The 24,413-nt window shown below is 69.7% G+C and carries 21 protein-coding genes; 12 read left to right on the top strand and 9 right to left on the bottom strand.

The window, feature by feature from the left end; genetic code table 11:
• Window positions 1–113 precede the first annotated feature (113 nt).
• Both RAB70_RS08495 and RAB70_RS08490 read left to right on the top strand, forming a co-directional pair.
• Window positions 114–2,540, top strand: a complete 2,427-nt coding sequence (locus RAB70_RS08495) for a penicillin-binding protein 1A (protein WP_148830004.1) — start codon at window positions 114–116, stop codon at window positions 2,538–2,540.
• 154 nt (window positions 2,541–2,694) lie between these two features.
• On the top strand, window positions 2,695–3,339 hold the full coding sequence (locus RAB70_RS08490; protein WP_148830003.1) for a hypothetical protein: 645 nt from the start codon (window positions 2,695–2,697) through the stop codon (window positions 3,337–3,339).
• A gap of 171 nt (window positions 3,340–3,510) precedes the next feature.
• Here RAB70_RS08490 and RAB70_RS08485 read toward each other — a convergent pair whose 3' ends face one another.
• From RAB70_RS08485 to gmk, 8 genes are all read right to left on the bottom strand, one after another.
• Window positions 3,511–4,800, bottom strand: coding sequence for a citrate synthase (locus tag RAB70_RS08485; protein ID WP_026143410.1), 1,290 nt, complete (start codon window positions 4,798–4,800; stop codon window positions 3,511–3,513).
• A 290-nt stretch (window positions 4,801–5,090) separates the two neighbouring features.
• Window positions 5,091–5,333: a type B 50S ribosomal protein L31 gene (locus tag RAB70_RS08480; protein WP_010341537.1), complete on the bottom strand. Its 243-nt coding sequence runs from the start codon at window positions 5,331–5,333 to the stop codon at window positions 5,091–5,093.
• A gap of 151 nt (window positions 5,334–5,484) precedes the next feature.
• A complete protein-coding gene (locus RAB70_RS08475) occupies window positions 5,485–6,423 on the bottom strand; it encodes a nucleoside hydrolase (protein ID WP_017909853.1) in 939 nt (312 codons plus the stop codon).
• A 165-nt stretch (window positions 6,424–6,588) separates the two neighbouring features.
• Window positions 6,589–8,736: an ATP-dependent DNA helicase RecG gene (gene recG / locus RAB70_RS08470; RefSeq protein WP_265531431.1), complete on the bottom strand. Its 2,148-nt coding sequence runs from the start codon at window positions 8,734–8,736 to the stop codon at window positions 6,589–6,591.
• Between the two features lie 9 nt (window positions 8,737–8,745).
• Window positions 8,746–9,129 (bottom strand): RidA family protein, encoded by a 384-nt coding sequence (locus RAB70_RS08465; RefSeq protein ID WP_010341827.1) that lies wholly within the window; start codon window positions 9,127–9,129, stop codon window positions 8,746–8,748.
• Window positions 9,130–9,458: 329 nt separating this feature from the next.
• Window positions 9,459–11,630, bottom strand: coding sequence for a bifunctional (p)ppGpp synthetase/guanosine-3',5'-bis(diphosphate) 3'-pyrophosphohydrolase (locus tag RAB70_RS08460; RefSeq protein ID WP_017909851.1), 2,172 nt, complete (start codon window positions 11,628–11,630; stop codon window positions 9,459–9,461).
• 101 nt (window positions 11,631–11,731) lie between these two features.
• Window positions 11,732–12,031 (bottom strand): DNA-directed RNA polymerase subunit omega, encoded by a 300-nt coding sequence (gene rpoZ / locus RAB70_RS08455; protein WP_010343101.1) that lies wholly within the window; start codon window positions 12,029–12,031, stop codon window positions 11,732–11,734.
• A 112-nt stretch (window positions 12,032–12,143) separates the two neighbouring features.
• On the bottom strand, window positions 12,144–12,770 hold the full coding sequence (gene gmk / locus RAB70_RS08450; protein WP_017909850.1) for a guanylate kinase: 627 nt from the start codon (window positions 12,768–12,770) through the stop codon (window positions 12,144–12,146).
• A gap of 220 nt (window positions 12,771–12,990) precedes the next feature.
• On the opposite strand from gmk, the gene RAB70_RS08445 reads away from it, so the two are divergent.
• The 10 genes from RAB70_RS08445 (at window position 12,991) to RAB70_RS08400 (ending at window position 23,440) form a co-directional block, all read left to right on the top strand.
• Window positions 12,991–13,587: an RNA polymerase sigma factor gene (locus RAB70_RS08445; RefSeq protein WP_265531430.1), complete on the top strand. Its 597-nt coding sequence runs from the start codon at window positions 12,991–12,993 to the stop codon at window positions 13,585–13,587.
• A 103-nt stretch (window positions 13,588–13,690) separates the two neighbouring features.
• On the top strand, window positions 13,691–14,761 hold the full coding sequence (locus tag RAB70_RS08440; protein ID WP_148827747.1) for a FecR family protein: 1,071 nt from the start codon (window positions 13,691–13,693) through the stop codon (window positions 14,759–14,761).
• Between the two features lie 126 nt (window positions 14,762–14,887).
• Window positions 14,888–18,001 (top strand): TonB-dependent receptor, encoded by a 3,114-nt coding sequence (locus RAB70_RS08435; RefSeq protein ID WP_265531429.1) that lies wholly within the window; start codon window positions 14,888–14,890, stop codon window positions 17,999–18,001.
• 85 nt (window positions 18,002–18,086) lie between these two features.
• Entirely contained in the window at window positions 18,087–18,848 is a 762-nt protein-coding gene (locus RAB70_RS08430) for a Slam-dependent surface lipoprotein (RefSeq protein WP_148827748.1), read from the top strand.
• A gap of 189 nt (window positions 18,849–19,037) precedes the next feature.
• Window positions 19,038–20,450 carry a surface lipoprotein assembly modifier gene (locus tag RAB70_RS08425; RefSeq protein ID WP_148827749.1) on the top strand — a complete coding sequence of 471 codons (1,413 nt, stop codon included), beginning with the start codon at window positions 19,038–19,040 and terminating at the stop codon, window positions 20,448–20,450.
• Window positions 20,447–21,073, top strand: a complete 627-nt coding sequence (locus RAB70_RS08420; protein WP_148827750.1) for a biliverdin-producing heme oxygenase — start codon at window positions 20,447–20,449, stop codon at window positions 21,071–21,073. Before RAB70_RS08425 ends, RAB70_RS08420 begins: the two co-directional genes overlap by 4 nt.
• Before the next feature lie 25 nt (window positions 21,074–21,098).
• A complete protein-coding gene (locus RAB70_RS08415) occupies window positions 21,099–21,485 on the top strand; it encodes a YbaN family protein (RefSeq protein ID WP_226977916.1) in 387 nt (128 codons plus the stop codon).
• Window positions 21,486–21,594: 109 nt separating this feature from the next.
• Window positions 21,595–22,272: a tonB-system energizer ExbB gene (gene exbB / locus RAB70_RS08410; protein ID WP_148829638.1), complete on the top strand. Its 678-nt coding sequence runs from the start codon at window positions 21,595–21,597 to the stop codon at window positions 22,270–22,272.
• A gap of 8 nt (window positions 22,273–22,280) precedes the next feature.
• The gene (locus RAB70_RS08405) at window positions 22,281–22,706 is read left to right on the top strand and encodes a biopolymer transporter ExbD (RefSeq protein WP_148829637.1); all 426 of its coding nucleotides are present in this window, start codon (window positions 22,281–22,283) and stop codon (window positions 22,704–22,706) included.
• Complete coding sequence (locus RAB70_RS08400; RefSeq protein ID WP_148829636.1) at window positions 22,703–23,440, top strand: energy transducer TonB; 738 nt, start codon at window positions 22,703–22,705, stop codon at window positions 23,438–23,440. Before RAB70_RS08405 ends, RAB70_RS08400 begins: the two co-directional genes overlap by 4 nt.
• Before the next feature lie 39 nt (window positions 23,441–23,479).
• On the opposite strand, the gene RAB70_RS08395 is transcribed toward RAB70_RS08400, so the two are convergent.
• Window positions 23,480–24,340: a YicC/YloC family endoribonuclease gene (locus RAB70_RS08395; protein WP_043094881.1), complete on the bottom strand. Its 861-nt coding sequence runs from the start codon at window positions 24,338–24,340 to the stop codon at window positions 23,480–23,482.
• Window positions 24,341–24,413 lie beyond the last annotated feature (73 nt).

Genomic DNA, 24,413 nt, shown 5'->3' with positions numbered 1-24,413 from the left:
TCACGGCATGACCTGCGGCAGCAAACCCGTCGCATCCCCGGAACCGGCCCCAGCCGTTCCCCGGCGTACTCTATACTCTGCGCCCAAGAAATCTGCAATCGGAATCTCTCGCGATGCCCCGTTTTCGTCGTTGGCTGCGCTGGGCGCTGGTCTTGTTCGTCCTCCTTGGCCTGGTCGGCGCCGCCGTGGCAGGCGGGCTGTACTACGTCGTCTCCTCCAAGCTCCCGGACGTGCAGACCCTGCGCAAGGTCGAACTGCAGGAGCCGATGTACGTCTACTCCAGCGACGGCAAGCTGATGGCGCTGTTCGGCGAGACCCGGCGCTACCCCATCACCATGAAGGACGTGCCGGAGCGGCTGAAGCAGGCCTTCCTTGCCACCGAGGATGCCCGGTTCTATGAGCATGGCGGGGTCGACTACAAGGGTATCGCCCGCGCGGTGTGGCTGCTGGCCACCACCAACGACAAGCGCGTACCGGGCGGCTCCACCATCACCCAGCAGGTGGCCCGCCAGTTCTTCCTGAGCTCGGAATACAGCTACACCCGCAAGCTGGCGGAGATCCTGCTGGCGCGCAAGATCGAGGCCGAGCTGACCAAGGACGAGATCTTCGAGCTGTATCTCAACAAGAGCTTCTTCGGCAACCGCGCCTACGGCGTCGCCGCCGCCGCCGAGTACTACTACGGCAAGAAGCTCAACGAGCTGAGCCTGGACGAGATGGCCTCGCTGGCCGGCATCCCCAAGTTCCCCTCAAGCGGCAACCCGATCAGCAACCCCGAGCGCGCCAAGCAGCGCCGCGACAACTATGTGCTCAGCCGCATGGCCGCGCTGGGCTTCATCACCCCGGCCGAGGCCGAGGCGGCCAAGGCGGTGCCGATGCACGCCGCGCCGCACGAGCGCCCGGTCGAGGTCGAGGCCCCGTACGTGGCCGAGCTGGTGCGCCAGGAAATGATCGCGCGCTTCGGCGGCGACGTGCTGGACAAGGGTTACCATGTCTACACCAGCATCGATGCGACCCTGCAGGCCGCCGCCAACCATGCGGTGCGCCAGGGCCTGGTCGTCTACGATCGCCGCCACGGCTGGCATGGAGTGGAAAAGCATTTCGACGTCCCGGCCACCGCCGATGCGGCGGCGCTGGCCAGCCACCTGAGCGGCGTCTACGCGCAGGGCGGGATGCTGCCCAGCATCGTCGCCGGCACCGGCAGCGACGGCAGCGCCACCGTGGTGCTCGCCAACAAGACCGAGCTGGTGCTGCCGGTGGCCGCCAGCCGCTGGACCGGGCGCAGCCCCGCCACCCTGCTCAAGCGCGGCGACCTGGTGCGCATCCAGGAAGGCGACAAGCCGGGCGAATGGGAGATCACCCAGATCCCGCGCGGCCAGGCGGCGCTGGTGTCGCTGGACGCCAACAACGGCGCGCTGCGCGCCATGGTCGGCGGCTTCAGCTACGCCGGCAACAAGTTCAACCGCGCCACCCAGGCGCGCCGCCAGCCCGGCTCCAGCTTCAAGCCGTTCCTGTACGCGGCCTCGTTCGAGAAGGGCTTCAACCCGGCCTCGATCGTGCTCGACGCACCGGTGGTGTTCCGCGACCGCCGCGGCAAGACCTGGTCGCCGCAGAACGACGGCGGCGGCTTCCGCGGCCCGATGCGCCTGCGCGAGGCGCTGGTGCAGTCGCGCAACCTGGTCTCGGTGCGCCTGCTGGACGCCATCGGCGTGGACTTCGCGCGCAAGTACATCAGCCAGTTCGGCTTCCAGGAAGCCGAGTTGCCGCCGAACCTGTCGATGTCGCTGGGCACCGCCTCGCTGACCCCGCTGTCGGTTGCGCGCGGGTACACCGTGTTCGCCAACGGCGGCTCGCTGGTCAACACCTGGATCATCGACAAGGTCACCGACCGCGACGGCAATGTCCTGTTCCAGGAGCATCCGCTGACCGCCTGCCGCAGCTGCGGCAGCGTCGGCGGCAACGCCGCACCGGTCAGCCAGGTGGTGGACGGCTTCAACTTCGGCGCGGCCACGCCGCCGCCGGCGGCCAAGCCGGCAGAGCCCGCAGCCACGGCGGCTGCAGCCGAGAAGCCCGCCGACCCCGAGGCCAAGGTGGCGCCGCGCGCGATCGACGAGCGCACCGCCTATCAATTGGTGTCGATGATGCGCGACGTGGTCCAGCGCGGCACCGGCACCGCGGCCAAGGTGCTCGGCCGCGAGGACGTGGGCGGCAAGACCGGCTCCACCAACGACCATCGCGACGCCTGGTTCTCCGGCTTCGGCGGCCCGTACGTGACCACCGTGTGGGTTGGTCGCGACGACTACCGCTCGCTCGGCTATCGCGAGTACGGCGGCAAGGCGGCGCTGCCGATCTGGATCGACTACATGCGGGTCGCGCTGAAGGACCAGCCGATCGCCCGCAACGATCCGCCGGGCGGCATGGTCCAGGTCAGCCTCAACGGCGCCACGGAATGGGTCAAGACCGAGGACATGGACCGTATCCAGCAGTTCGACGAAAGCCTGCAGGACCAGAAGACCGACGACGCGGCATTCGATATCTTCTGATCGCGTCGCGTTCCCCCGCCCCCGGCGTTCGCCGGGGCAGTTCCCGCCGGGCGCGCCTCGCCCGGCGGACGCCGCCTCAGGCAGCAGCGCCTGCTACACCTGAATTTCGCAATGCTGCGGTACAGTCGGGGCAGGCTTTGAGGGGAGGCGCACCATGCACCACGCTCGGCAACACGCCCGGACCCGCACGCACGAACGCCGCCGCCGGCTGGCGCATGAAGCCGCCCGGTTGATGGCCGAAGGCGGCATCCGCGATTTCCACCAGGCCAAGCTCAAGGCCGCCGACCGGCTCGGCATCCACGACGACGCCTCGCTGCCGCGCAACAGCGAGATCGAGGACGCCCTGCGCGAATACCAGCGACTGTTCGCCGGCCCCGACCATGCCGGCGAACTGCGCCGGCGCCGCGAGGCGGCGCTGCGCGCGATGGACTTCCTGCACGCCTTCGCGCCACGCCTGGCCGGACCGGTGCACGACGGCACCGCCGACGCCAACAGCCCGGTGCAACTGCACCTGCACAGCGACGACGCCGAAGCAGTGGCACGCTTTCTCGAAGAACACCGCATCCCGGCCGAACTGCGCAGCCGCCGCCTGCGCCTGGACCGCGAGCGTAGCGAGGACTTCCCGGTGTGGCTGTTCACCGCCGAGGAGCTGACCTTCGACCTGACCGTGCTGCCCTACGACGCGCTGCGCCAGGCGCCGCTGTCGCAGGTGGACGAGAAGCCGATGCGGCGCGCCTCGATGCCGCAACTGCGGCAACTGCTGACCGAGCAGGACATCGCCGACTACCAGTCCGGCTGAGCGGACCGCCGCGTCAGCATGTCGTGGGCGCCGCGCCGCTGGCTGGCGCCCGTGCCGCGGCCTGCAGCGGCGCGACAGGCTGCTGCCAATCTCCCTCCCCGCTTCGACCCCGCCACAAACGAAAAACGCCCCGCGAGGCGGGGCGTTCCGGACAGCCTTGACGGCGATCGATCAGCGCTTGTCGGCGCTGGTGTAGTCGCGCTTGTCGTAGCCGGTGTAGATCTGGCGCGGACGGCCGATCTTCATTTCCGGGTCGACCTGCTGCTCCAGCCAATGCGAGACCCAGCCAGCGGTGCGGGCAATGGCGAACATCACGGTGAACATCTCCACCGGAATGTTCAGCGCCTTGTAGATGATGCCCGAGTAGAAGTCGACGTTCGGGTACAGCTTGCGCTGCACGAAGTAGTCGTCCTTCAGCGCGGCCTCTTCCAGCTTCAGCGCCACTTCCAGCAGCGGGTCGTTGACGCCCAGCTCGCCCAGCACCTTGTGGGTCATCTCGCGGATGATCTTCGCGCGCGGGTCGAAGTTCTTGTACACGCGGTGGCCGAAGCCCATCAGGCGGAAGCTCGAGTTCTTGTCCTTGGCCTTGGCCACGGCGCTCTCGACGTTGTCGGCGGTGCCGATCTCTTCCAGCATCTTCAGCACGGCTTCGTTGGCGCCACCGTGCGCCGGGCCCCACAGCGCGGTGATGCCCGCGGCGACCGAGGCGTACGGATTGGCGCCGGTGGAACCGACCAGACGCACGGTCGAGGTCGAGGCATTCTGCTCGTGATCGGCGTGCAGGATGAACAGCAGGTCCAGGGCCTTGGCCACGACCGGATTCATCTGCAACTGCTCGCTCGGCACCTCGAACATCATGTGCAGGAAGCGCTCGACATAGCCGAGGTTGTTGCGCGGGTAGCGGATCGGCCAGCCGATGGAGTAGCGGTAGGCGGCGGCGGCGATCGTCGGCACCTTGGCGATCAGGCGGATCGCGGCCAGGCGGCGCTGTTCCGGATCGTTGAGGTCGAGGGTGTCGTGGTAGAACGCCGACAGCGAGGCCACGGTACCGGCCATCATCGCCATCGGGTGCGCGTCGTGGCGGAAGCCGCCGAGGAAGTTCTTCAGCGACTCGTGCATCATCGTGTGATGCGTCACTTCGTGGTCGAACTTCTTGAATTCGTCGGCGGTGGGCAGCTCGCCGTTCATCAGCAGATAGGCCACTTCGAGGAAGTTGGACTTCTCGGCCAGTTGCTCGATCGGGTAGCCGCGGTACAGCAGCACGCCGTTGTCGCCGTCGATGTAGGTGATCGCCGACTTGCAGCTGGCGGTCGCGGTGAAGCCCGAGTCGTAGGTGAAGAGACCGGTCTCCTTGGTCAACTTGGAAATGTCGACGCAATCGTTGCCCAGGGTGGGCTTGAGTACCGGAAGAACGACCGACTTGTCGCCGGCGTTCAACGTGACCTGATCAAGATCGGACACAGTGTGCGCTCCTCGATGGAAGGCGCCTGTCCGATTACGTTGCGAACAGACGCGTGAAGGAAGTCCACGGCAATCGCCACGGATCGCGCCATTATCGCACAGCAGCATTTGCGTCGTCGCTCACCCCTCATGCTGCACGATGGCGGCAGGAAAGCGACACAGCGTTGCATCCTCGCCGCACTTTCACGGAAGGATGACACCGGCGCGTCAACGCCGGGAAGACAGGATGTGGCGGATAGCAAAACGGCCGCGCAAGCGGCCGTCGCTCTACATCCGTTCGACGGTTCCGATCAGCGCGCGTAGCGCTTCTGGAACTTGTCGATGCGGCCGCTGGTGTCGATGACCTTGTGCTTGCCCGTGTAGAACGGGTGCGAAGCCGAGGAGATTTCGACCTTGATCAGCGGATACTCTTCGCCGTCCTCCCACTTGACCGTCTCTTTCGAGGACATGGTCGAACGGGTCAGGATCTTGAAATCGGAGGTGACATCGTGGAACACGACGTCGCGGTACTGGGGATGGATGTCGGCCTTCATGGGCTCGCACCGTAGGTGGCTGCTGGACAAGAGGGAAACTATAACAGCCCTGCCGCCCTGCACGCAACGTTTACGTGAAGGCAAGTGAGGTGACGGCTCGCGGCTGTTCTACCACTGGGGTCCCGCCCGGAGCCGGGCGGGACCGCCAGGCTCAGCCGGCGCCGACCGCCGCGCGGGCCAGGCCCAGGAAGCGGGCGTGGTCGTAGCGGATGAGCATGGTCGCGTTGTCCGGCAGGCCCAGCTGGCGGTTCCAGTCGACCAGGGTGGCGCCGCGGGTATGCACCCCGGACAGCTCGATCTGCATCGGGCGCGCCTGCACCTCCTCGGCGCCGTCGGGCTGCAGCGCCCAGGCCATCGCCAGCGCGTCGGCGGCATACCAGTGCTCACCGCGGGCGTCTTCCGACCACAGCCGGGTCTTGCGCGAGATCAGTTCGTAGAAGCGCGCCTTGGGCGCATCCACCGCCAGCCACTGCTCGACCTCGCGGTGCGGCAGGCCGTGCGCCACGGTCGCCTCCCAATCCGCCACTTCGATGTGCGGGAACGCCTTGAACACGATGTGCGCGGCTTCCGGGTCGAAGGCGATGTTGAACTCGGCGGCCGGGGTGATGTTGCCGTGGCAGGTGATCGCCCCGCCCATCACCAGGAAGCGGCCGACGCGCTGCGGCAGGGTTGGGTCCAGCTTCAGCGCCAGCGCGATGTTGGTCAGCGGCCCCAGCGCGACCAGCAGCAGGCGCCCGGCGTACTGGTGCGACAGGCGCAGGATCGCCAGCGCGGCATGCTCGGCCTCGGCGCCGCGCGCGGCCGGCGGCAGGTCGACGTCGCCGAAACCGTCCTGACCGTGCACGTGCCCGGCGTCCACCGACGGGTGCAGCAGCGGATCGGCGCAACCGGCGAACACCGGCACATCCTCGCGCCCGGCCACTTCGCACAGTTTCAGCGCGTTGCGCACGGTGTGGCGCAGGCCGACGTTGCCGGCGGCGATGGTCAGCCCGACCACCTCGTGGCGCGGATCGGCGAACGCCATCAGCAGCGCCAGCGCATCGTCCACGCCGGGGTCGGTATCGATCAACAGGGGAATCTTGTCGCTCATGCGTCGCTTCGCTCGTCCATTCGGCCGCCGAGTCTGGCACTGCGGCGCAGGCATGGGAAGGAGTGGGGAGTGGGGATTCGCAGGGGCAGCCGGGCCGGTCGCTTTACGAATCCCCGCTTTCAACAGCCGAATGGCTGGTCATCCCCAATGCCGAATCCCAGCCCCTCAGGCCGCGGCAAACCGCACCGCCCCACCGACCCAGCGCGCGACGATGCGGTCGGCCAGGACCGGCGCTTCCTCCAGCAGCCGGTCGGCCAGCGCGTGCACGCGCGGCAGCAGGCCGGCGTCGCGGGCCAGGTCGGCCACGCGGAACGCGGCCAGGCCGGTCTGGCGGGTGCCGAGCAGTTCGCCGGGACCGCGCAGTTCCAGGTCCTTCTCGGCGATGACGAAGCCGTCGTTGGTCTGGCGCATGGTTTCCAGGCGCTGCCGCGCCATCGCCGACAGCGGCGCCTGGTACATGAGCACGCAGCTCGACGCCGCCGCGCCGCGCCCGACCCGGCCGCGCAACTGGTGCAACTGCGCCAGGCCGAGGCGCTCGGCGTTCTCGATGATCATCAGCGAGGCATTGGGCACGTCCACGCCGACCTCGATGACCGTGGTGGCGACCAGCAGGTCGATCTCGCCCTGCTTGAACGCGCGCATCGCCGCCTGTTTCTCCGCCGGCTTCATGCGTCCGTGGACCATGCCCACGCGCAGTTCCGGCAACTGCGCCGACAACGCTTCGAAGGTGGCCTGCGCGGCGCTGGCCTCGAGCCGGTTGCCGGCGCCGCCTTGCGCGGACTTCTCGTTGTCCTCGGCCTCTTCGATCAGGGTGCAGACCCAATAGGCCTGACGTCCTTCGGCGCAGGCCACGCGGATGCGCTGCACCAGTTCCGGACGGCGCTCGGCGTTGAGCACGATGGTCTGCACCGGCGTGCGCCCCGGCGGCAGTTCGTCGATGGAGGAGACGTCCAGATCGGCATAGGCGGCCATCGCCAGGGTGCGCGGGATCGGCGTGGCGGTCATCACCAGTTGATGCGGCACGCCCGCACCGGAAGCACCCTTGTCGCGCAGCGCCAGGCGCTGGTGCACGCCGAAGCGGTGCTGCTCGTCGACGATGGCCAGGGCCAGGTCGTGGAAGCGCACCGCCTCCTGCATCAGCGCGTGCGTGCCGACCACCACCTGCGCCTCGCCCGAGGCGATCTGCGCCAAGGTGGCGCTGCGCGCCTTGCCGGTGACCTTGCCGGCCAGCCAGGCCACGCGCACGCCCAGCGGCTCCAGCCAACCGCGCAGGTTGGCCAGATGCTGTTCGGCAAGCAGTTCGGTGGGCGCCGCCAGCGCCGCCTGCTTGCGCTTGTCCACCGCCAGCATCGCCGCCAGCGCGGCGACCACGGTCTTGCCGCTGCCGACGTCGCCCTGCACCAGCCGCAGCATCGGCGCCGGCCGCTCCAGGTCGGCGCGGATCTGCGCGAACACGCGTTGCTGTGCGCCGGTCAGTTGGAACGGCAGCGACTGCTGCAGGCGCTTGGCCAGCAGTCCGCGGCCGCGCAGCGACGGTGCCGGCTGGCACTGCATGGCGATGCGCTGGCGGCGCAGGCTCAGGTGATGCGCGAGCAGTTCCTCCAGCGCCAGGCGCTGCTGCGCCGGATGCAGGCCGGCGGCGAGCGCGGCCAGGTCGGCCTGCGGCGGCGGCCGATGCGCGACCAGCAACGCGCTGCGCAGCGACGGCAGGCCAAGTTCGCTCAGCAGCGACGCCGGCAGCAGTTCCAGTGCCGCCTCCTCCGGCAGCCGGTCCAGCGCCTGGCCGATCAGCCGACGCACGGTCGCCGGACCGACGCCCTCCACCGCCGGGTACACCGGATCCAGGCGATCGCCCAGCGCCGCATCGTCGCCCTCGCCGAGGATCTGGTAGCTGGGATGCACGAACTCCAGCCCGTGCTGGCCCGGCTTGGGCGTGCCGAAGGCGCGCAAGCGCGCGCCGACCGCGAACTGCGCCGCCTGCGCGGCACGGAACTGGAAGAAGCGCAGCACCAGGGTGCCGCGCGACTCGTCGGCCACGGCCACGCGCAGCATCGGCCGGTAGCGGAAGCCGCGGTCCACCGCCTGCACCCGCCCCTCGACCTGCGCCGGCACGCCCGGCTGCAGCGCCGCCACCGTGGTCAGGCGGGTGCGATCCTCATAGCGCAGCGGCAGGTGCAGCCACAGGTCCTGCAGGGTGGACAGGCCGCGCGCGGCGAATTTCTCCGCCAGCTTGGGACCGACGCCGGGCAGCGTGGTCAGCGGCGCCTCGCCTGCCGCCGACAGCGCCGGCGCCGGAACCTGCACGCGCGGCACGGCGGGGGATCAGTCCAGCACCATCACCGCGTCCACTTCGAAGCCCGCGCCCTTGGGCAGCGCCGAGACTTCGATGGTGGAACGCGCGGGGAACGGCGCCTGGAAGTAGTCCTGCATGACCGCATTGACCTGCGCGAACTGCGCCAGGTCGGTGAGGTACAGCCCCAGGCGCACGATGCGGTCCAGCGAGCCGCCGGCCGCCTCGGCCACCGCCTGCAGGTTGTCGAACGCGCGCCGCGCCTGCGCGGCGATGTCGCCGGCGACGATCTCGCCGGTGGCCGGATCCAGCGGGATCTGCCCGGAGAAGTACACGGTGTTGCCGGCGCGCACGGCCTGCGAATACGGGCCGATCGCGGCCGGTGCACGGTCGGTATGGATGATCTGGCGGGACATGGCGACTCCGTTGGAAGAATGTCCGCCTAGTTTAGCTGGCGTGCGCGGCTAGGGATTGGGGATTGGGGATTGGGGATTGGGGACTGGGGAGCATGACCGTGACAGGATCGCGACCAAGCGTTTTTTCGCAGGCGTCGACTGTCATGCAGCCGCGTTGGCAGGCGGCGCGGACGATGCCCGATCACGTGCACTGGCACGAAGCCCCAGTCCATTCCTTGTGAGAGCGGCTTCAGCCACGACGAGTGAAGCAGAAAGCCGCCTGACACCATCACGCGTCGGGACTGAAGTCCCTCCCACAAGAACTCCCGACCCATTCCGCCCGGCACCGCCTACTGGCGGCGCACGCTCTGCACCGCATTCAAGCGCCGCAGCCGGCGCATCACTTCGGCCAGGTGGTTACGGTCGCGCACCTGGATGTTGAAGCGCAGCACCGCGGCGTTGAAGTCGCGGTCCAGGTAGTCGACGCGCTCGATGTTGGACTGGCTCTGCGCGATCGCCGCCGCCAGCTGCGCCAGCACGCCGGTGCGGTTCTCCACGTCCACCACCAGCGCGGTGTCGTAGTCGCCGATGACGCTGGTATCCCAGCCGATCGGCACCCAGCGCTCGGGCGACTTGCGCAGTTCGGCCAGGTTCGGACAGTCCAGCCGATGCACCACGATGCCCTTGCCGGCGGTGTGGTAGCCCATGATCTCGTCGCCGGGAATCGGCTGGCAGCAGTTGGCGAAGCTGACCACGCCGCGCTCGGTGCCGTTGATCAGGATCTTTTCCTGCGAGTGCTTGGAATGCCCGCCGCCGCGCAGTTCGGCATACGCCATCAGCGCCTGCGCCGCCTGGTTGGGCATCCAGTTGCCCAACGCCACGTCGGCCAGCAACGCCTCCAGGCGCGGGTAGCGGTGCTCGCTGAGGAACGAATCAAGGCGCCCCTTGGGCAGCCGCTCCAGCGAGCTGTCCATCGCCTCCAGTGCGCGATCGAGCATGCGATGGCCGAGCTGCACCGCGTCCTCGTGTTCGAGCTGCTTGAGCTGGTGGCGGATCGCGGTGCGCGCCTTGCTGCTGACCACGAACTCCAGCCACTGCGGCTTGGGCGTGGCCGAGCGCGCGGTGATCACTTCCACCGTCTGTCCGCTGACCAGCTTGGTGCGCAACGGCACCAGCTTCTTGTCCACGCGCGAGGCCACCGCGCGGTTGCCGACGTCGGTATGCACCGCATAGGCGAAGTCCAGCGCGGTGGAGTTGCGCGGCAGCGCCAGGATCTTGCCCTTGGGGGTGAACAGGTAGACCTCGTCCGGGAACAGGTCGACCTTGACGTTGTCCAGGAACTCCAGCGACGAGCCGGCGGCGCGCTGCGATTCGATCAGCTCGACGATCCACGCATGCGCGCGGCTCTGCGCGCTGTTGGGCGAATCGCCGCCGAACTTGTAGGTCCAGTGCGCGGCGACGCCGCGTTCGGCGATCAGGTCCATTTCCTCGGTGCGGATCTGCACCTCGATCGGCGAGCCGTAGGGCCCGAACAGCACCGTATGCAGCGACTGGTAGCCGTTGGCCTTGGGAATGGCGATGAAGTCGCGGAAGCGCGCGTCCAGCGGCTTGAAGGTGGCGTGCACCGCGCCCAGCGCGTGGTAGCAGTCGGGCACGCCGCGCACCACCAGGCGGAAGCCGAACACATCCATCACTTGGTCGAAGGATTTGTTCTCGTCGCGCATCTTGTTGTAGATGCTCCACGGCGTCTTGATCCGGCTCACCAGCCGGTGCTCCAGTCCTTCCTTGGCCAGACGCTGCGACAACTGCACTTCCACCTGCGCCATCGACTCGCGGCGCACCACCGGCTGGCTGCGGATGTGTTTTTCGATGATCGCGTGGCGCCACGGATGCAGCGCGCGGAAGCCGAGGTTCTGCAGCTCGGACTTCATCAGGCTCATGCCCAGGCGCTGAGCGATCGGCGCGTAGATCTCCAGGGTCTCGCGAGCGATGCGGCTGCGCGCCTCGGCGCTCTGCGCGCCCAGCGTACGCATGTTGTGCAGGCGATCGGCGAGCTTGATCATGATCACGCGCAGGTCGCGCGACATCGCCAGCAGCATCTTGCGGAAGCTCTCGGCGGCCGCTTCCTGGCGGTCGCGGAACTTGAGCTTGTCCAGCTTGGTGACGCCGTCGACCAGTTCCGCCACCGCCTCGCCGAACTCGGCGGCCAGCTCGGCGCGGGTCAGCGGCGTGTCTTCGATGGTGTCGTGCAGGATCGCGGCGATCAGTGCCTCCACGTCCAGGCCCAGTTCGGCCAGCACCCCGGCCACCGCCACCGGATGGGTGATGTAGGGCTCGCCGGACTTGCGGGTCTGCCCCGCGTGCGCGGCCGCACCGACCTCCCAGGCGCGGCGCAGCAGCGGGATCTGCTCAGGCGGCAGATAGCTGGCGCTGCGTTCGAGCTGCAGGACGTAGTCGGGGACCGCCTCGTCGGCCGACGATGGCGCGGCGTGGGCGACCTGGGCAGAAGGGCCTGGGTTCATGCGGAAAGACTATGCCAGCGGCGCGTGGACGGCAAACCCGCAAAACGAAACAGCCCGCGGATGCGGGCTGTTCGCAGGACGATCGCGACGCAGGGACGCGATCAGTCGTCGTTCTTGGACATGTCCTCGTCGGCGACGACCTCGGCCGCGGCCCATTCCAGGGCTTCGCGCTCGGCGCGCTCGCGTTCGGCCTTCTCGACCTCGTCGATCAGCGCGTTGTCGATCTTGCGCGCGGCGATCTCGCGCAGCGCCAGCACGGTCGGCTTGTCGGCCGACTCGGTGTTGTCGAGGGTGGCCTGCACGCCGTTGGCGAGCTGGCGGGCGCGCTTGGACGCCATCATGACCAGTTCGAAACGGTTGTTAACGACTTCCAGGCAATCTTCTACGGTGATGCGGGCCATGCGGGCTCCCGGCGGGCCGGCGGCGGCCACGCGTTCGAATGAGGGAAAGGGCGGGGATTGTAGGGCGGCAACCGCCCGAGATCAACCCCACCCCATTCAGTTCCCTTTGGAATCAGCCAGTTGGCTGTTCCTGCAGGAGGGTGTCGATCAACGCGGCATGGCGCTGCTGCTGCTGCGGCCGGCGCAGGCGGCTGGCGACGAAGATCGCGCACATCTCGTCCACCGCGGTGTCGAAATGCTCGTTGACGATCACGTAGTCGAAGTCGGCGTAGTGCGACATCTCCTCGCGCGCGGCGGCCAGCCGCTGCGCGATCACCGCCTCGCTGTCCTGGCCGCGCTTGCGCATGCGCTGCTCCAGGGCCTCGCGCGACGGCGGCAGGATGAACACGCTGACCGCGTCCGGCACCTTGGCCCGGACCTGGCGGGCGCCCTGCCAGTCGATCTCCAGCAGTACGTCGTGGCCGGCGGCCAGCTGCGGCTCCACCGACTGCCGCGCGGTGCCCTTCCAGTCGCCGTGCACGCGGGCGTACTCGAAGAAGTCGCCGGCATCGATCATCCGCTGGAACTCGTCGGCGGAGACGAAATGGTAGTGCTCGGCATGGCGTTCGCCCGGGCGCGGCGCGCGCGAGGTGAACGAGATCGACAGTGCGATCTGCGGATCGCGCGCCAGGGTGGCGTTGACGATGCTGCTCTTGCCGGCGCCGGACGGGGCCGCCACGATGTAGAGAGTGCCACGCATCGCTCGGGTCTCGGCGTCGACGGTCGGGCGGCGCACGATACCAGTCCCAGCCGCGACCGCAAGCCGGCGCGCATATCGCGCCTGACACTGGCGCACCGGCCGCCTCCGCAGCGGGGCGGCAAGCGCATGATGCACAAGCGATTTCCAAGGGCGACCGGTCTCGGCCGGCGCGCTGCGCGCGCCGGCGCCGACAGGCGGCACAATATCGCTGCAATTGAGAATGACTATCACCCGCACTAGACTGCCGGTCTTCCACACGGTTTCCGGGATGGATGCCATGCCCCTTTCCTCTCCCCCGCCCGGCCCTGCACCGCTGGTGGAGGCGCTGGAACGCCAGTACGAGGAGCTGCAGCGCTACGCCGCGCGCAAGTACGCGGGGGCGGCCGGCGATCTGGTGCACGATGCCTGGATCCGCCTGGCCACGCGCGGCGCCGGCACCGGGGGCGCCGAGGCTGTGCGCGACCCGGGACGCTACCTGCGCACGGTGATCGATAACGTCGCCAACGACCAGGGCCGCGTGACCGCATCGCGCAGCCGCTTCCTTGCCGCCAACGACACCAGCCACGAGGTGCCCAGTCCGGCGCCCTCGCCCTACCAGAGCGCGCTGAGCCGGCAGGAGTACGCCGTGCTGCTGCAGGCGATCCGCGACCTGCCGCCGCAGGCACGGCGCGTCTTCGTGCTGTTCCGCGGCCGCAACATGAGCACCGCGCAGATCGCAGCGCATCTGGACATCTCCCCGCGCACGGTCGAAAAACACATCGCAGTGGCCGTAACCCATTGCCGACGCCGCTTGCGCGAGGCCGGCCGCGAGATTTGACGGCACCGCCGGGGGAACCGGCGCTGTCGACCCGTCGTCCCGTACATAGCCCGGCATCCGTCTGCGCTGATGCCCGACCCATTCCTTGACGGATAGGCAACCGATGACCGCCCATCACTCACCCGATGACAGCCTGCTCGATGACAGCGTGTTCGAACAGGCGGTGCACTGGACCTTGCGCCTGGACCCGGATGCCGATGACGCCACCTGGCGCGCCCATGCCGCGTGGCTGGCGCTGGCGCCGGCGCTGCATGCGCAGGCGATGGCCGAGGCACGCGCGCTGCTCGGCGTGCTGCACGCCCCAGCCGCGGCCATCGGCGACGAACTGGGCATCGACCTCGCCCCGCCCGTCTCTGCCGCTGCCGTCGCGCCGCGCGCGCCGGCATCCCCCCTGCGGCGGCGGCGAACCCGGCGGCCAGTCTACGCCGCGGCCGCCACGCTGGCGCTGGCGATCGGCGGCAGCGCCTGGGTTGGCGGGGGCGGCCTGGACCGACTGCGCAGCGATGCCTTCACCCGGGTCGGCGAGGTGCGCATCGTGCATCTGCGCGACGGCAGCGTGGTCACGCTCAACACCGATAGCGCCATCGCCGTGGGCATGCAGGCGCACCTGCGCTCGGTCCAGCTGTTGCGCGGCGAAGCGTTGCTGCAGGTGACGCACGATCCACGGCGTCCGTTCGTGGTCGACAGCGCCGGCGGCAGCGCCCGGGTGCTCGGCACGCGTTTCGATGTGCGCCTGCAGGGTCGCACCGCCGAGGTCGCCGTGATCGACGGCCGTGTCGCCGTGCGCGCGCCGGACGGCGGCAGCACTGCCGTGCTGCGCGCCGGCCAGCGCGCGCGCCTGAGCGGCGACCGGGTGCATCGGCTCGCGCCGCTCGACCCGCTGGCGGTCGGCGCCTGGCAACGCAGGCAACTGCTGTTCGACGCCACGCCGCTGGCGCAGGTGCTGGAAGAGCTCTCGCGCTACCGACACGACCGCGTCCTGGTGCGCGATGCGCGCCTGCGCGCATTGCCGGTCTCCGGCTCGCTGGACGTCGCCGACCCCGAGCGCGCGCTGCGTACCTTGCTCGACAGCCTCAACCTGGAGGCGCTCGACCTGGGAGTGGTCACCCTCGTGCACCGACGTACGCCGGAGGCGGCCACTGCCGCCGGCGCACAGAGCATGAACTCGAGATAAACAAGACCGGGCAGAGGACAAGACCAGGCCGTCGCGGCTGGGGGATCGGCCGGGACGAGCCCGTCTAAGCAGGAAAGAACGGAATGCGTTTCGTTCTCATCAAATATCTTCCTGCCCAGCGACCGTATGCCCATCCACCGCTCCACCGCCCGCCCCCGTCCCGCGCCGCGTCTCGCCCTGCTCAGCAGTACCCTCACCCTGATGTTGCTCAGCGCCGGAGCCCTGGCCCAAGTGCCGCGCGCGCCCGGCAGCACGGCGGCGTCGGTCCGCCATGCGATCGATCTGGAGGCGCAGCCGCTGCCGCAGGCGTTGCTGAAACTCTCCGCGCAGACCGGCCTGCAGGTGCTGTACGCCGGCCAGATCGCAGATGGAGCGAACGCCCCCGCGGTGAAAGGCGACTACAGCGCCGAACAGGCGCTGCAACGCCTGCTGCAGGGCAGCGGCCTGGTCGCACGGCGCACCGGCACTCGGGCGATGACGCTGGAGCGCGCCGCGGCACCCGCCGGGGCGATCGTCACCGACACGCTGCGCGTGGCCGGCGACGACCGCAGCGCCGGCGGCGACGTCCGCGACCAGCGCGGCCGCGACGCGGTGTACGACCTGGACCTGTCCAGCGCGTACATCGGTCGCACCGAGGTGGAACGCTACAAGGGCGCCACGCCGTCGGATCTGGTCAACGGCGTCGCCGGCGTGTTCAGCGGCGATGCGCGCAACAGCGGCGCGCTGGATCTCAACATCCGCGGCATCCAGGGGCCGGGCCGGGTGCCGGTGAGCATCGACGGTACCGAGCAGGCGCTGACCGTGTGGCGCGGATACAACGGCGCCAGCAATCGCAACTACATCGATCCGCTGCTGATCGGCGGCATCCAGATCCTCAAGGGACCGTCGCTGACCCGCAACGTCGCCACCGGTATCGGTGGCGCGATGGTGATCGACACCCTGGACGTGGACGACGTGCTCGAGACCGGTCAGCGCATCGGCGGCGAAGTGCGTGTGGAAGGCAGCAGCAACGCGGTGGCGCCGCGGCTGCCGCGGCTGCACACCGGCCAGGACTACCGCACGGTGACCGGCTTCCCGCAGAACGCGCCGAACGCACCCTACGAGGATCGCACCCTGCAGGTGCAGCCGCGCCATGGCGGTGGCGGCGACAACGTGTTCTCCGGAGAGGACCTCGCCTACCGTCTGGCGCTGGGCTGGCGCCCCGCCGACTCCGTGGACCTGTTCGCCGCCTACGCCTATCGCGACCGCGGCAACTACTATGCCGGCAGGCACGGCGCCGGCTACTACAGCCGCTCGCGCGGCTCCTCCGCCGACGACTACATCCTGTCAATGGCCAACTACTGGCGGCCCGGCGACGAGGTCGCCAATACCTCCAGCCAGATGGAATCGTGGCTGTTCAAGCTCGGCTGGCGGCCAAGCGAGGCGCAGGCGCTGCAACTGGGCTATCGCGACAGCCTCTCGCACTACGGCGAGGTGATGCCTTCGCGGATCATCGAATCGGCGAACCGCGCTGCGATCCAGTGGCCGCTGAGCCGGGTCGATGCGCAGGCCTGGAACCTGCGCTACACCTGGCACCCGGCCGACAGCCGCTGGCTCGACCTCGACGCCACGCTGTGGCGCACCGACACCGCCAGCGCCACCTACACCGCCGGCGGCTTCCCCAACTATGCGCAAGGGCCTGACAACCCGCTGCTCAGGAACACGGCCCTGGCCAATGCGCGCAACGACCGCACCGGGCTCACCGCGAGCAACCGCGTCCGCCTGGCCGATGGCCTCGATCTGAGCGTCGGCGGCAGCGTGCAGCACGAGCGCCTGCGCTCGGACGACGCCTATTTCGGCGTCAGCGATGGCTGGCGCATGTATCCGCGCGCGGGCCGGCGCCAGGAAAGGCAGGCCTACTTCAACGTGGAATGGCGGCCGCTCGAGCGGCTGGCGCTGAGCGCCGGCGCGCGCTACGCCACGTACTGGGCGTTCGACGACTTCCTGGCCGCGCACGCCGGGCAACTGCGACAGTCGCTGGTCGACGGCTACGAGATCAGCTATCGCACCACCCAGACCTACACCCAGGCCGAGCGCGAGGCGTTGATCGCCGACCAGCTTGCCGGCAATCGCGAACTGCTGGACCTGGAGATCATCACCCAGGAGGAGTACGACGCCATCGCCGCCGACCTGCTGCAGAACGTGCCGACCCAGTACGACGTGCAGCACAAGGCGCCATGGCAGGCCGATGCGCATGGCCGCTACACCAAGGCCGGCAATGCCTGCCTAAACGGATCGCTGGATGCGCTGCCCGGCGCACTCGGGCAGACGTGCCTGGCCAGCCCTGTCGTCAGCACCGGCGACGCCAGGGCGCGCCGCCGCAAGGACCACGGCTGGATGCCGTTCTTCTCGGCGACGCTGGATTTCAGCGATGTCAGCAGGGCGTATCTGCGCTACAGCGAGACCTTGCGCTTCCCCAGCATGTTCGAGAGCACGGTTGCGTTCTCCGCCTCGCTCAATCCCTGGGACCTGAAACCCGAACACGCCCACACCTGGGAACTGGCCTACGTCCAAGACCTGGGCGCGCTGCTCGGCGCGGACACCACCGCCGACGTCAAGCTGGCCTACTACGCCAGCAAGACCCGCGACGTGATCGAACGCGACGCGCAGTTCAAGTTCGACAACATCGACAAGCAGACCATCCGCGGCCTGGAGCTGCAGGGCCGCTACGACGACGGCCGCCTGTTCACCGATCTGGGGGTGAACTACACGCTGAAGAACGAAGTCTGCGACGAGAGCACGGCAGCGCTGCTGTCCAGCAACAACGGCTATGTCATCGGCAGCGGCCGGATCGCGCCGACCTGCGTGGACTACGGCTTCGTCGGCGGCTACCTGCTCACCCAGAGCACGCCGAAGCTGTCGGCGAGTTGGTCGCTGGGCACGCGCCTGTTGCAGCGGCGCCTGGAGCTGGGCAGCCGCCTGACCTACTACCGGCAGTATCGCAATCCGGATCTGGAATGGTTCCGCGAGAACTCAGTGCAAGGCGGCGACGGCCGCCTGGTCTACACCTTCAACGTGCCGTTCTCCTGGGGCACCACGCTGCTGCTGGACGCCTACGCCCGCTATGCGCTGCGCAAGAACCTGAGCATCGAACTGGGCGCGACCAACCTCACCGATCGCTACTACGTCGACCCGGCCACCCGCTCCACGGTGGCCGCCCCCGGACGCACGCTGAAACTCAGCATGACCGGGAGATTCTGATCTCCCGCACGCCGTTCAAGGAGTGTGATTCGAACCGGACACGGACGTCCTTCCTCGTTCCAAACCAACCAGAAGGATCCATCGCATGAACATGAAACGTCCTCACGCCGCACTGCTGGGCCTGGCCATCGCCAGCGTACTGGGCAGCGCGCACGCAGCCCCGTTCCTGGGCAAGTCGAGCAACGAAAGCTACGTCAAGGTCGGCGAATCCACCGTCAACGGCGGCCCGCACCGTGCCGGCCAGGCCGGCATCGCGGTGAACTCGACCGGCCTGGACAAGCCGGTGGACTTCAAGGGGCTCTCGATGTACGGCGGCGTCGGCTCGGTCAAGGTGCTGAACTTCCCGTACAGCGGCGCACCGAGCAGCCACGACAACCTCGGCGTGTTCGCCTTCTCCCAGGTCGGCAGCCAGGACGTGTGGTTCGGCGAGTGGTACTCGCGCAAGGACAACGCCGATGGCCTGAACACGCACACGGTGTACTTCGTCGGCGACAAGCCGGACAGCAGCGTGCCCAGCGCCGGCACCGCCACCTACAGCATGGTCGGCATCAACGACTACAGCGCCGGCAACCAGTTGACCGGCACCTTCACCGCCAACTTCGGCACCGGCCGCCTGACCGGCTCGATCCAGAACAACGCCGGCTTCGCGGTCAACATCGGCACGGCCAGCATCAACAGCAACGCCAGCATCTCCGGCAGCAACGCCGTCGCCCGCCAGTCCGGCAGCGTGGTCGCGGCCAACGGCGCGGTGTCCGGCCAGTTCTACGCCAACCAGGCCGCGCTGGCCGGCATCGCCGACTTTGCCGGGGTGAAGTACGACACCGCCTTCGGCGGCGCCAAGCAGTAATCCGTCTGCGCGGCACGTCCGCGCCTTTCGATCCGTACCCGGGCAGGACCAGCCACGACCATGCCAGTCCTGCTCCGCTTTCGCACCGGTTGCTCGATGCCTTGCATTTCTTCCGCGCGCCGACGGCGCGCACGCACGCTTGTCGCACTGACGGCCTGCCTCGCGTGGCTGGCGGCCGCGCCGTGCGCGATGGCGCAGGCGCAGGACGATACCCGACGCCTGCTCGAACAGCGCGACCAGGGCCAGGCGCTCGAACGCGAACGCGCGCTGGTGCAGGAGCCGGCCACCGACGAGCGACCGAGCATCGTCGTCGACGGCATGTCCTACGTCGTCGCGCCGACCGCCAACGACGTCGGCCGCGCGCTGTACCTGTCGCTTCAGAACAAACAATGGCCGGCCGTGCAGCGGTTCCTCGCCGAATACCTGACCCTGCCCGAGCGCGACCCGCTGCTGGTGCATTACGCGCAGGGCGCGGTGGCGCGCAACCGCGGCCGCTACGGCGACGCCGAGCGGGAGTACCGCGCGCTGCTGACGTTGCAGCCGGACTTCCTGCCCGGGCGTCTGGAACTGGCGCGGGTGCTGTTCGAGGACCAGCAGGACCGCGAGGCCGAACAGGCGTTCGCAGCCATTGCCGCCTCGATCGACGCTGGCGATCCCAGGACCGAGGGTGTGCGCAACACCATCGCCGGCTTCCGCCAGGCCTTGGCCAACCGGCGCGACTGGAACGGCACCTTCGCGCTGGGACCGGCCTGGAGCGACAACGTCAATCGCACCTCGGCCAGTTCCATCTGCCTGCTGCCGCTGGAAGGGCGCTGCTACTTCAGCCGCAGCACGCCCACGGCGATCGTCGCCTTCGGCGCCGACTACGATGCCAGCGCCGAACGGCGCCTGCCGCTGCGCGGTCACCATGGGCTGTACCTGCGCACGCTGCTGTTCGGCCAGAGCTATCGCGACAACGGCGCCTACAACGAACTCACCGCGCTGACCCAGGCCGGTTACAGCTATCGCAGCGGCCGCCACAGCCTGGCGCTGGCGCCCTCGTTCGATTACTACGCGCTGGGCAACCAGGCGCTGTATGGCGCCTGGGGCGTGCATGCGGAATGGAGTTGGAGCCTGTCGCCGCGGTCGCTGGTCAAGCTGGAAGGCGACTGGAAGGACATGCGCTACCGCCGCCGCGCTTACGCCGCCAACTACGACGCGATCGTGCGCGGCGCCTCGGCCACCTATTTCCGCAGCCTGGATGCGCGCTGGACCGTGTTCGCCGGGGTCGACGCCAGCGACACTGCCGCCGTGCAGGACACAGAGGCGTACCTGCAGCGCGGCGTCCGCCTGGGCGGTTCGCGGCAATGGCCGCGAGGCATCGACGCCACCGTGTTCGCCTCCTACCGGCTGCGCGACTACGGCGCCTACAGCGCGGTCCTGCGCGCACGCCGCCACGATGCCGAGCGCACCTACACCCTGGTGCTGCGCGCGCCGCGCCTGGCGGTCGGCGGCTTCGTGCCGCTGCTGACGCTGCGCCACAACCGCGTGCGCAGCAACGTCGACTGGCTGTACGGCTACGAGCGCAACACCATCAACCTGAAACTGGAGCACGCCCTGTGACGCACACGCCGTCGCCACCCGTTATCGCCCCCTCCCCCGCGCCGAGCCGCGCGCAGCGCCTGAAGGCCGCCACCGCGCAGGCGCATACCCGGCTGGACCGGCACATCATGGCCGCGCAACCGTTCGCCTCGCGCGACAACTACGCGCGCTTCCTGCAGGTGCAATACCGGTTCCATTGCGACATGGAGCGCATCTACGCCAACCCGGTGCTGGCCAGCGTGGTGCCGGACCTGGCGCAGCGCCGGCGTCTGCCAGCGCTCGTGGCCGACCTGCACGACCTGGGCGTTGCGCTTCCCGCCGACCACGCCACCGCGCCCGGCGGCGCCGGCCACCCCACCCAGGTCGCTGCGCTGGGCTGGCTGTACGTGGCCGAAGGCTCCAACCTGGGTGCGGCGATCCTGGCCAGGCTGGCGGCGAAACTGGGCCTGCACGCGCAGTTCGGCGCGCGCCATCTGGCCGGGCACGAGGACGGGCGCGCGCAGCACTGGCGCCAGTTCGTCGCCGCGCTCGACCGCCTGGCGCTCGATGCCGGGCAGGAACAGGCGGTGATCGCCGCCGCGCGCAGCGCGTTCGCGCAGGTGCAGGCGTACGTGGACCTGCACCTGCCGGCGACGCCGCGATGAGGCCGATGCCGCCGTGGAGGCGACCGTGCACCTGAGCCGCGCGCTGTGGTGCGGCCTGGGCCTGCTGATGCTGGCATTGGGCCTGATCGGCGCCGTGCTGCCGGTGATGCCCACCACCATTTTCCTGATCCTGGCAGCGTACTGTTTTTCGCGCTCCTCGCCGCGGCTGGACGCCTGGCTGCTGGCGCATCCGCGCTACGGCGCGACGCTGCGCCTGTGGCGCGAGCAGGGCGCCATCACCCGCCGCGGCAAGTGGCTCGCCGCCAGCGGCATGGCGCTGGGCTATCTGCTGTTCTGCTGCGGCGCGCATCCCGGCGCGACGCTGGCGCTCGGCGTCGGCGCGCTGATCGCCGCCAGCGCCGCGTTCGTGCTGACCCGCCCTGCGCCGCGCGATGCACCACCACCGCGCTGAATTCCGTCCCGCCGCGCCGCCCTCCTACCACGCCGCCTCCCAGCCCATGACCGCTATCGCCCCCATCTCCCCCATCGCACCGCGTCCAGCCGACCTCAGCGCCTGGCAGATGTTCCTGCATGCCGACCTGGTGGTGCAGGCGGTGATGATCGGCCTGGTCGTCGCTTCGGTCGCGACGTGGACGGTGCTCCTGGCCAAGCACCGGGAACTGGCGCGCGCCGGCGCGGCGCTGCAGGCCGCGCGCGCGGCGCTGCAGGGTTCGCAGCGGCTGCGCGAGACCGAGGCGCAGCCGGCGTTGGACACGCCTGCCGCCCGCGCGCTGCTGCAGGAAGCGCGCGCTGAACTGCAGCAGTCCAGCGGCCTGCGCGACGCGGCCGGGATCAAGGAACGGCTGGCTTCGCGCCTGGAGCGGGTGGAACTGGACCACGCGCGACAGTGGCGCCAGGGCATCGGGCTGCTTGCCAGCATCGGCGCCACCGCACCGTTCGTCGGCCTGTTCGGCACGGTGTGGGGCATCATGCGCAGCTTCGTCGGCATCGCCCGCGCCAATACCACTACCCTGGCGGTGGTGGCGCCAGGCATCGCCGAAGCGCTGCTGGCGACGGCGCTGGGCCTGGTCGCGGCGATTCCGGCAGTGATGTTCTACAACCAACTCGCGCGGCGCCTGGGCGGGCTGCGCCAGCGCCTGGGCGATCTGTCGGCCGGTGTGCAGCAACTGGTGTCGCGCGACCTGGACCGCCTCCACGCCGACGCGCCGGCAGCGGCCGACGCCGCCGCCACGCGATGAGGCCGGCCATGGCGATCCGCACCGCACGCGACGACGACGACACCCTCGAAGAACAGCACGCGATCAACGTGACGCCGTTGATCGACGTGATGCTGGTGCTGCTGATCGTGTTCATGATCGCCGCACCACTGGCGACGGTGGAGGTACCGGTCGAGCTGCCGGCCAGCGGCGCCGCGGCCGGCGCGCCCGACCGCGACCCGATTCTTCTGACCCTGGGCGCGGACCTGAGCCTGCGCCTGGACGAGCAGCCGATCGCCGCGCAGGCGCTGCGGCCGGCGCTGGACCGACGCAGCGGCGGCGACCGCGACCGCCGCATCTTGCTGCGCGCTGACCGCCGCGTGGCCTACGCCGACCTGATGGGCACGCTGGACGCGCTGCGCGCGGCGGGCTATCTGAAGATCGCCCTGGTCGCGGTGGAGTCGCCGGCGCGATGAACGTGCACCCGCCGGCGCTGCGCCGCTGGCTGCTCAGCCTGGGCCTGGTGCTGGCGGCGCATGCGCTGGTGCTGGCCGTGTTGCTGGCCTGGCCCTCGCGCATGCCGGTGCCGCCGCCCTCCGCGTCGGCACCGGCGCTGCTGCTGGACCTGGCACCGGCGCCGGTCGCGCCGCCGGCCGTGCCCACCGACCTGGCGCCCGGCCCGCCGCAACGCGCGCGCCGCGACGTGGTGCGCACGCAGGTGGCGCGCGCAACGCCGCCCCCCGTGCCGACCGCCCCGGTGCCGGCGCAGGCGCAAGCGAAATCGCCGCCAACGCCGCTGCTCGCGCAACAGGACACGCCGCAGGAGTCGGCCGCCGCGCAGGCCAGCGCGCCACCCGGCATCGTCGCGCCACCTGCGGAGCGTTACGCCGCGCCGCAGTCGCTGGCCGGGACCACGCCACAGGCGCGCGTGACCTGGCAGGCGCAACTGCTGGGCCACCTGCAACGCTACAAACGCTATCCGCGAGCGGCGCAGCGACGCAGGCAGGAAGGCGTGGCGCACGTGGGTTTCGCAGTGGACCACGGCGGCCATGCCGACGACCTGCGCCTGGTCCGCAGCAGCGGCCACGACACGCTGGACGCCGAAGCGCTGGCCACGGTCCGGCGCGCCGAGCCGCTGCCACCACCGCCGGCAGAGATGTCCGGCGATGCGGTGCAGGTGGTGGTGCCGGTGGAGTTCTTCCTGCGCTGAGCGCGATGGTCGTACCCGCGCCGACCGAACCCGCGCTGGTTACTCCAGGTTCTGCACCTGCTCGCGGATCTGGTCGATCAGCACCTTCAGTTCCACCGCGGCGTTGGAGGTGCGGCTGTCCACCGACTTCGAGCCCAGGGTGTTGGCCTCGCGGTTGAACTCCTGCAGCAGGAAGTCCAGGCGCCGGCCGGCCGGTTCGGGCTGGCGCAGGACGCGGCGCAGTTCCTTGATATGGCTGCCGAGCCGGTCCAGTTCCTCGTCCACATCGAGCTTCTGCAGCCACAGCACCAGTTCCTGCTCGGCGCGGCCGGGATCGACCGGATGCGGCAGATCGGCCAGGCGCGCCGCCAGCTTGGCGCGCTGGCCGTCGCGGATGGCGGGGATCAGCGTGCGCACCTCGCCGGCGATGCGTTCCACCGCATCGACGCGCTCGACGATGGCCGCGGCCAGCTTGCCGCCCTCGCGCTCGCGCGCGGCGACGAACTCGGCCAGCACCTCGTCCAGCAGTTCCAGCGCCTGCGCCTGCAGCGCCGCCGGATCGGCCGTCTGCCCCTGCAGCACGCCGGGCAGCTGCAGCAGGTCGACGAACTGCACCTGCATCTGCGGGAAACGCACTCCCAGCCGTTGCGCAAGCACACCCAACTGCTCGACCAGGGCCTCGTTCACCGCCAGGGTCTGCGCTGCCTCCGGCGCGCGCAGGCGCAGCATCAGGTCGAGCTTGCCGCGGCTGATCCGCGCGGCCACGCGTTCGCGCAGTTGCGGCTCCAGCGCGCGCAGTTCCTCCGGCAGGCGCACGCCGACTTCCAGGAAACGGTGGTTGACCGAGCGCAGCTCGCATCCCAGCGTGCCCCAGGGAGTGATGCGCTCGGCGCCGGCATAGGCGGTCATGCTGCGGATCATGCGGTGTTCCGGTGCGGACAGGGGGCGAATGTTAACCTAGCGCCCTTTCCTGCCTCACCGACGCGGTCACAGG

It is taken from the genome of Xanthomonas sontii, from assembly GCF_040529055.1.
In the GTDB taxonomy this organism is placed as follows: domain Bacteria; phylum Pseudomonadota; class Gammaproteobacteria; order Xanthomonadales; family Xanthomonadaceae; genus Xanthomonas_A; species Xanthomonas_A sontii.
The sequence above is the reverse complement of the archived record's forward strand: the minus strand, read 5'-3'. Positions and strand labels throughout refer to the sequence as shown.

What these genes read in the sequence shown, in the direction of transcription:
- RAB70_RS08495 (WP_148830004.1), top strand. Translation starts at nt 114, where the DNA reads ATGCCCCGTTTTCGTCGTTGGCTGCGCTGGGCGCTGGTCTTGTTCGTC.
- RAB70_RS08490 (WP_148830003.1), top strand. Translation starts at nt 2,695, where the DNA reads ATGCACCACGCTCGGCAACACGCCCGGACCCGCACGCACGAACGCCGC.
- RAB70_RS08480 (WP_010341537.1), bottom strand. Translation starts at nt 5,333, where the DNA reads ATGAAGGCCGACATCCATCCCCAGTACCGCGACGTCGTGTTCCACGAT.
- RAB70_RS08475 (WP_017909853.1), bottom strand. Translation starts at nt 6,423, where the DNA reads ATGAGCGACAAGATTCCCCTGTTGATCGATACCGACCCCGGCGTGGAC.
- RAB70_RS08465 (WP_010341827.1), bottom strand. Translation starts at nt 9,129, where the DNA reads ATGTCCCGCCAGATCATCCATACCGACCGTGCACCGGCCGCGATCGGC.
- RAB70_RS08460 (WP_017909851.1), bottom strand. Translation starts at nt 11,630, where the DNA reads ATGAACCCAGGCCCTTCTGCCCAGGTCGCCCACGCCGCGCCATCGTCG.
- rpoZ (WP_010343101.1), bottom strand. Translation starts at nt 12,031, where the DNA reads ATGGCCCGCATCACCGTAGAAGATTGCCTGGAAGTCGTTAACAACCGT.
- gmk (WP_017909850.1), bottom strand. Translation starts at nt 12,770, where the DNA reads ATGCGTGGCACTCTCTACATCGTGGCGGCCCCGTCCGGCGCCGGCAAG.
- RAB70_RS08445 (WP_265531430.1), top strand. Translation starts at nt 12,991, where the DNA reads ATGACTATCACCCGCACTAGACTGCCGGTCTTCCACACGGTTTCCGGG.
- RAB70_RS08440 (WP_148827747.1), top strand. Translation starts at nt 13,691, where the DNA reads ATGACCGCCCATCACTCACCCGATGACAGCCTGCTCGATGACAGCGTG.
- RAB70_RS08435 (WP_265531429.1), top strand. Translation starts at nt 14,888, where the DNA reads ATGCCCATCCACCGCTCCACCGCCCGCCCCCGTCCCGCGCCGCGTCTC.
- RAB70_RS08430 (WP_148827748.1), top strand. Translation starts at nt 18,087, where the DNA reads ATGAACATGAAACGTCCTCACGCCGCACTGCTGGGCCTGGCCATCGCC.
- RAB70_RS08425 (WP_148827749.1), top strand. Translation starts at nt 19,038, where the DNA reads ATGGCGCAGGCGCAGGACGATACCCGACGCCTGCTCGAACAGCGCGAC.
- exbB (WP_148829638.1), top strand. Translation starts at nt 21,595, where the DNA reads ATGTTCCTGCATGCCGACCTGGTGGTGCAGGCGGTGATGATCGGCCTG.
- RAB70_RS08405 (WP_148829637.1), top strand. Translation starts at nt 22,281, where the DNA reads ATGGCGATCCGCACCGCACGCGACGACGACGACACCCTCGAAGAACAG.
- RAB70_RS08400 (WP_148829636.1), top strand. Translation starts at nt 22,703, where the DNA reads ATGAACGTGCACCCGCCGGCGCTGCGCCGCTGGCTGCTCAGCCTGGGC.
- RAB70_RS08395 (WP_043094881.1), bottom strand. Translation starts at nt 24,340, where the DNA reads ATGATCCGCAGCATGACCGCCTATGCCGGCGCCGAGCGCATCACTCCC.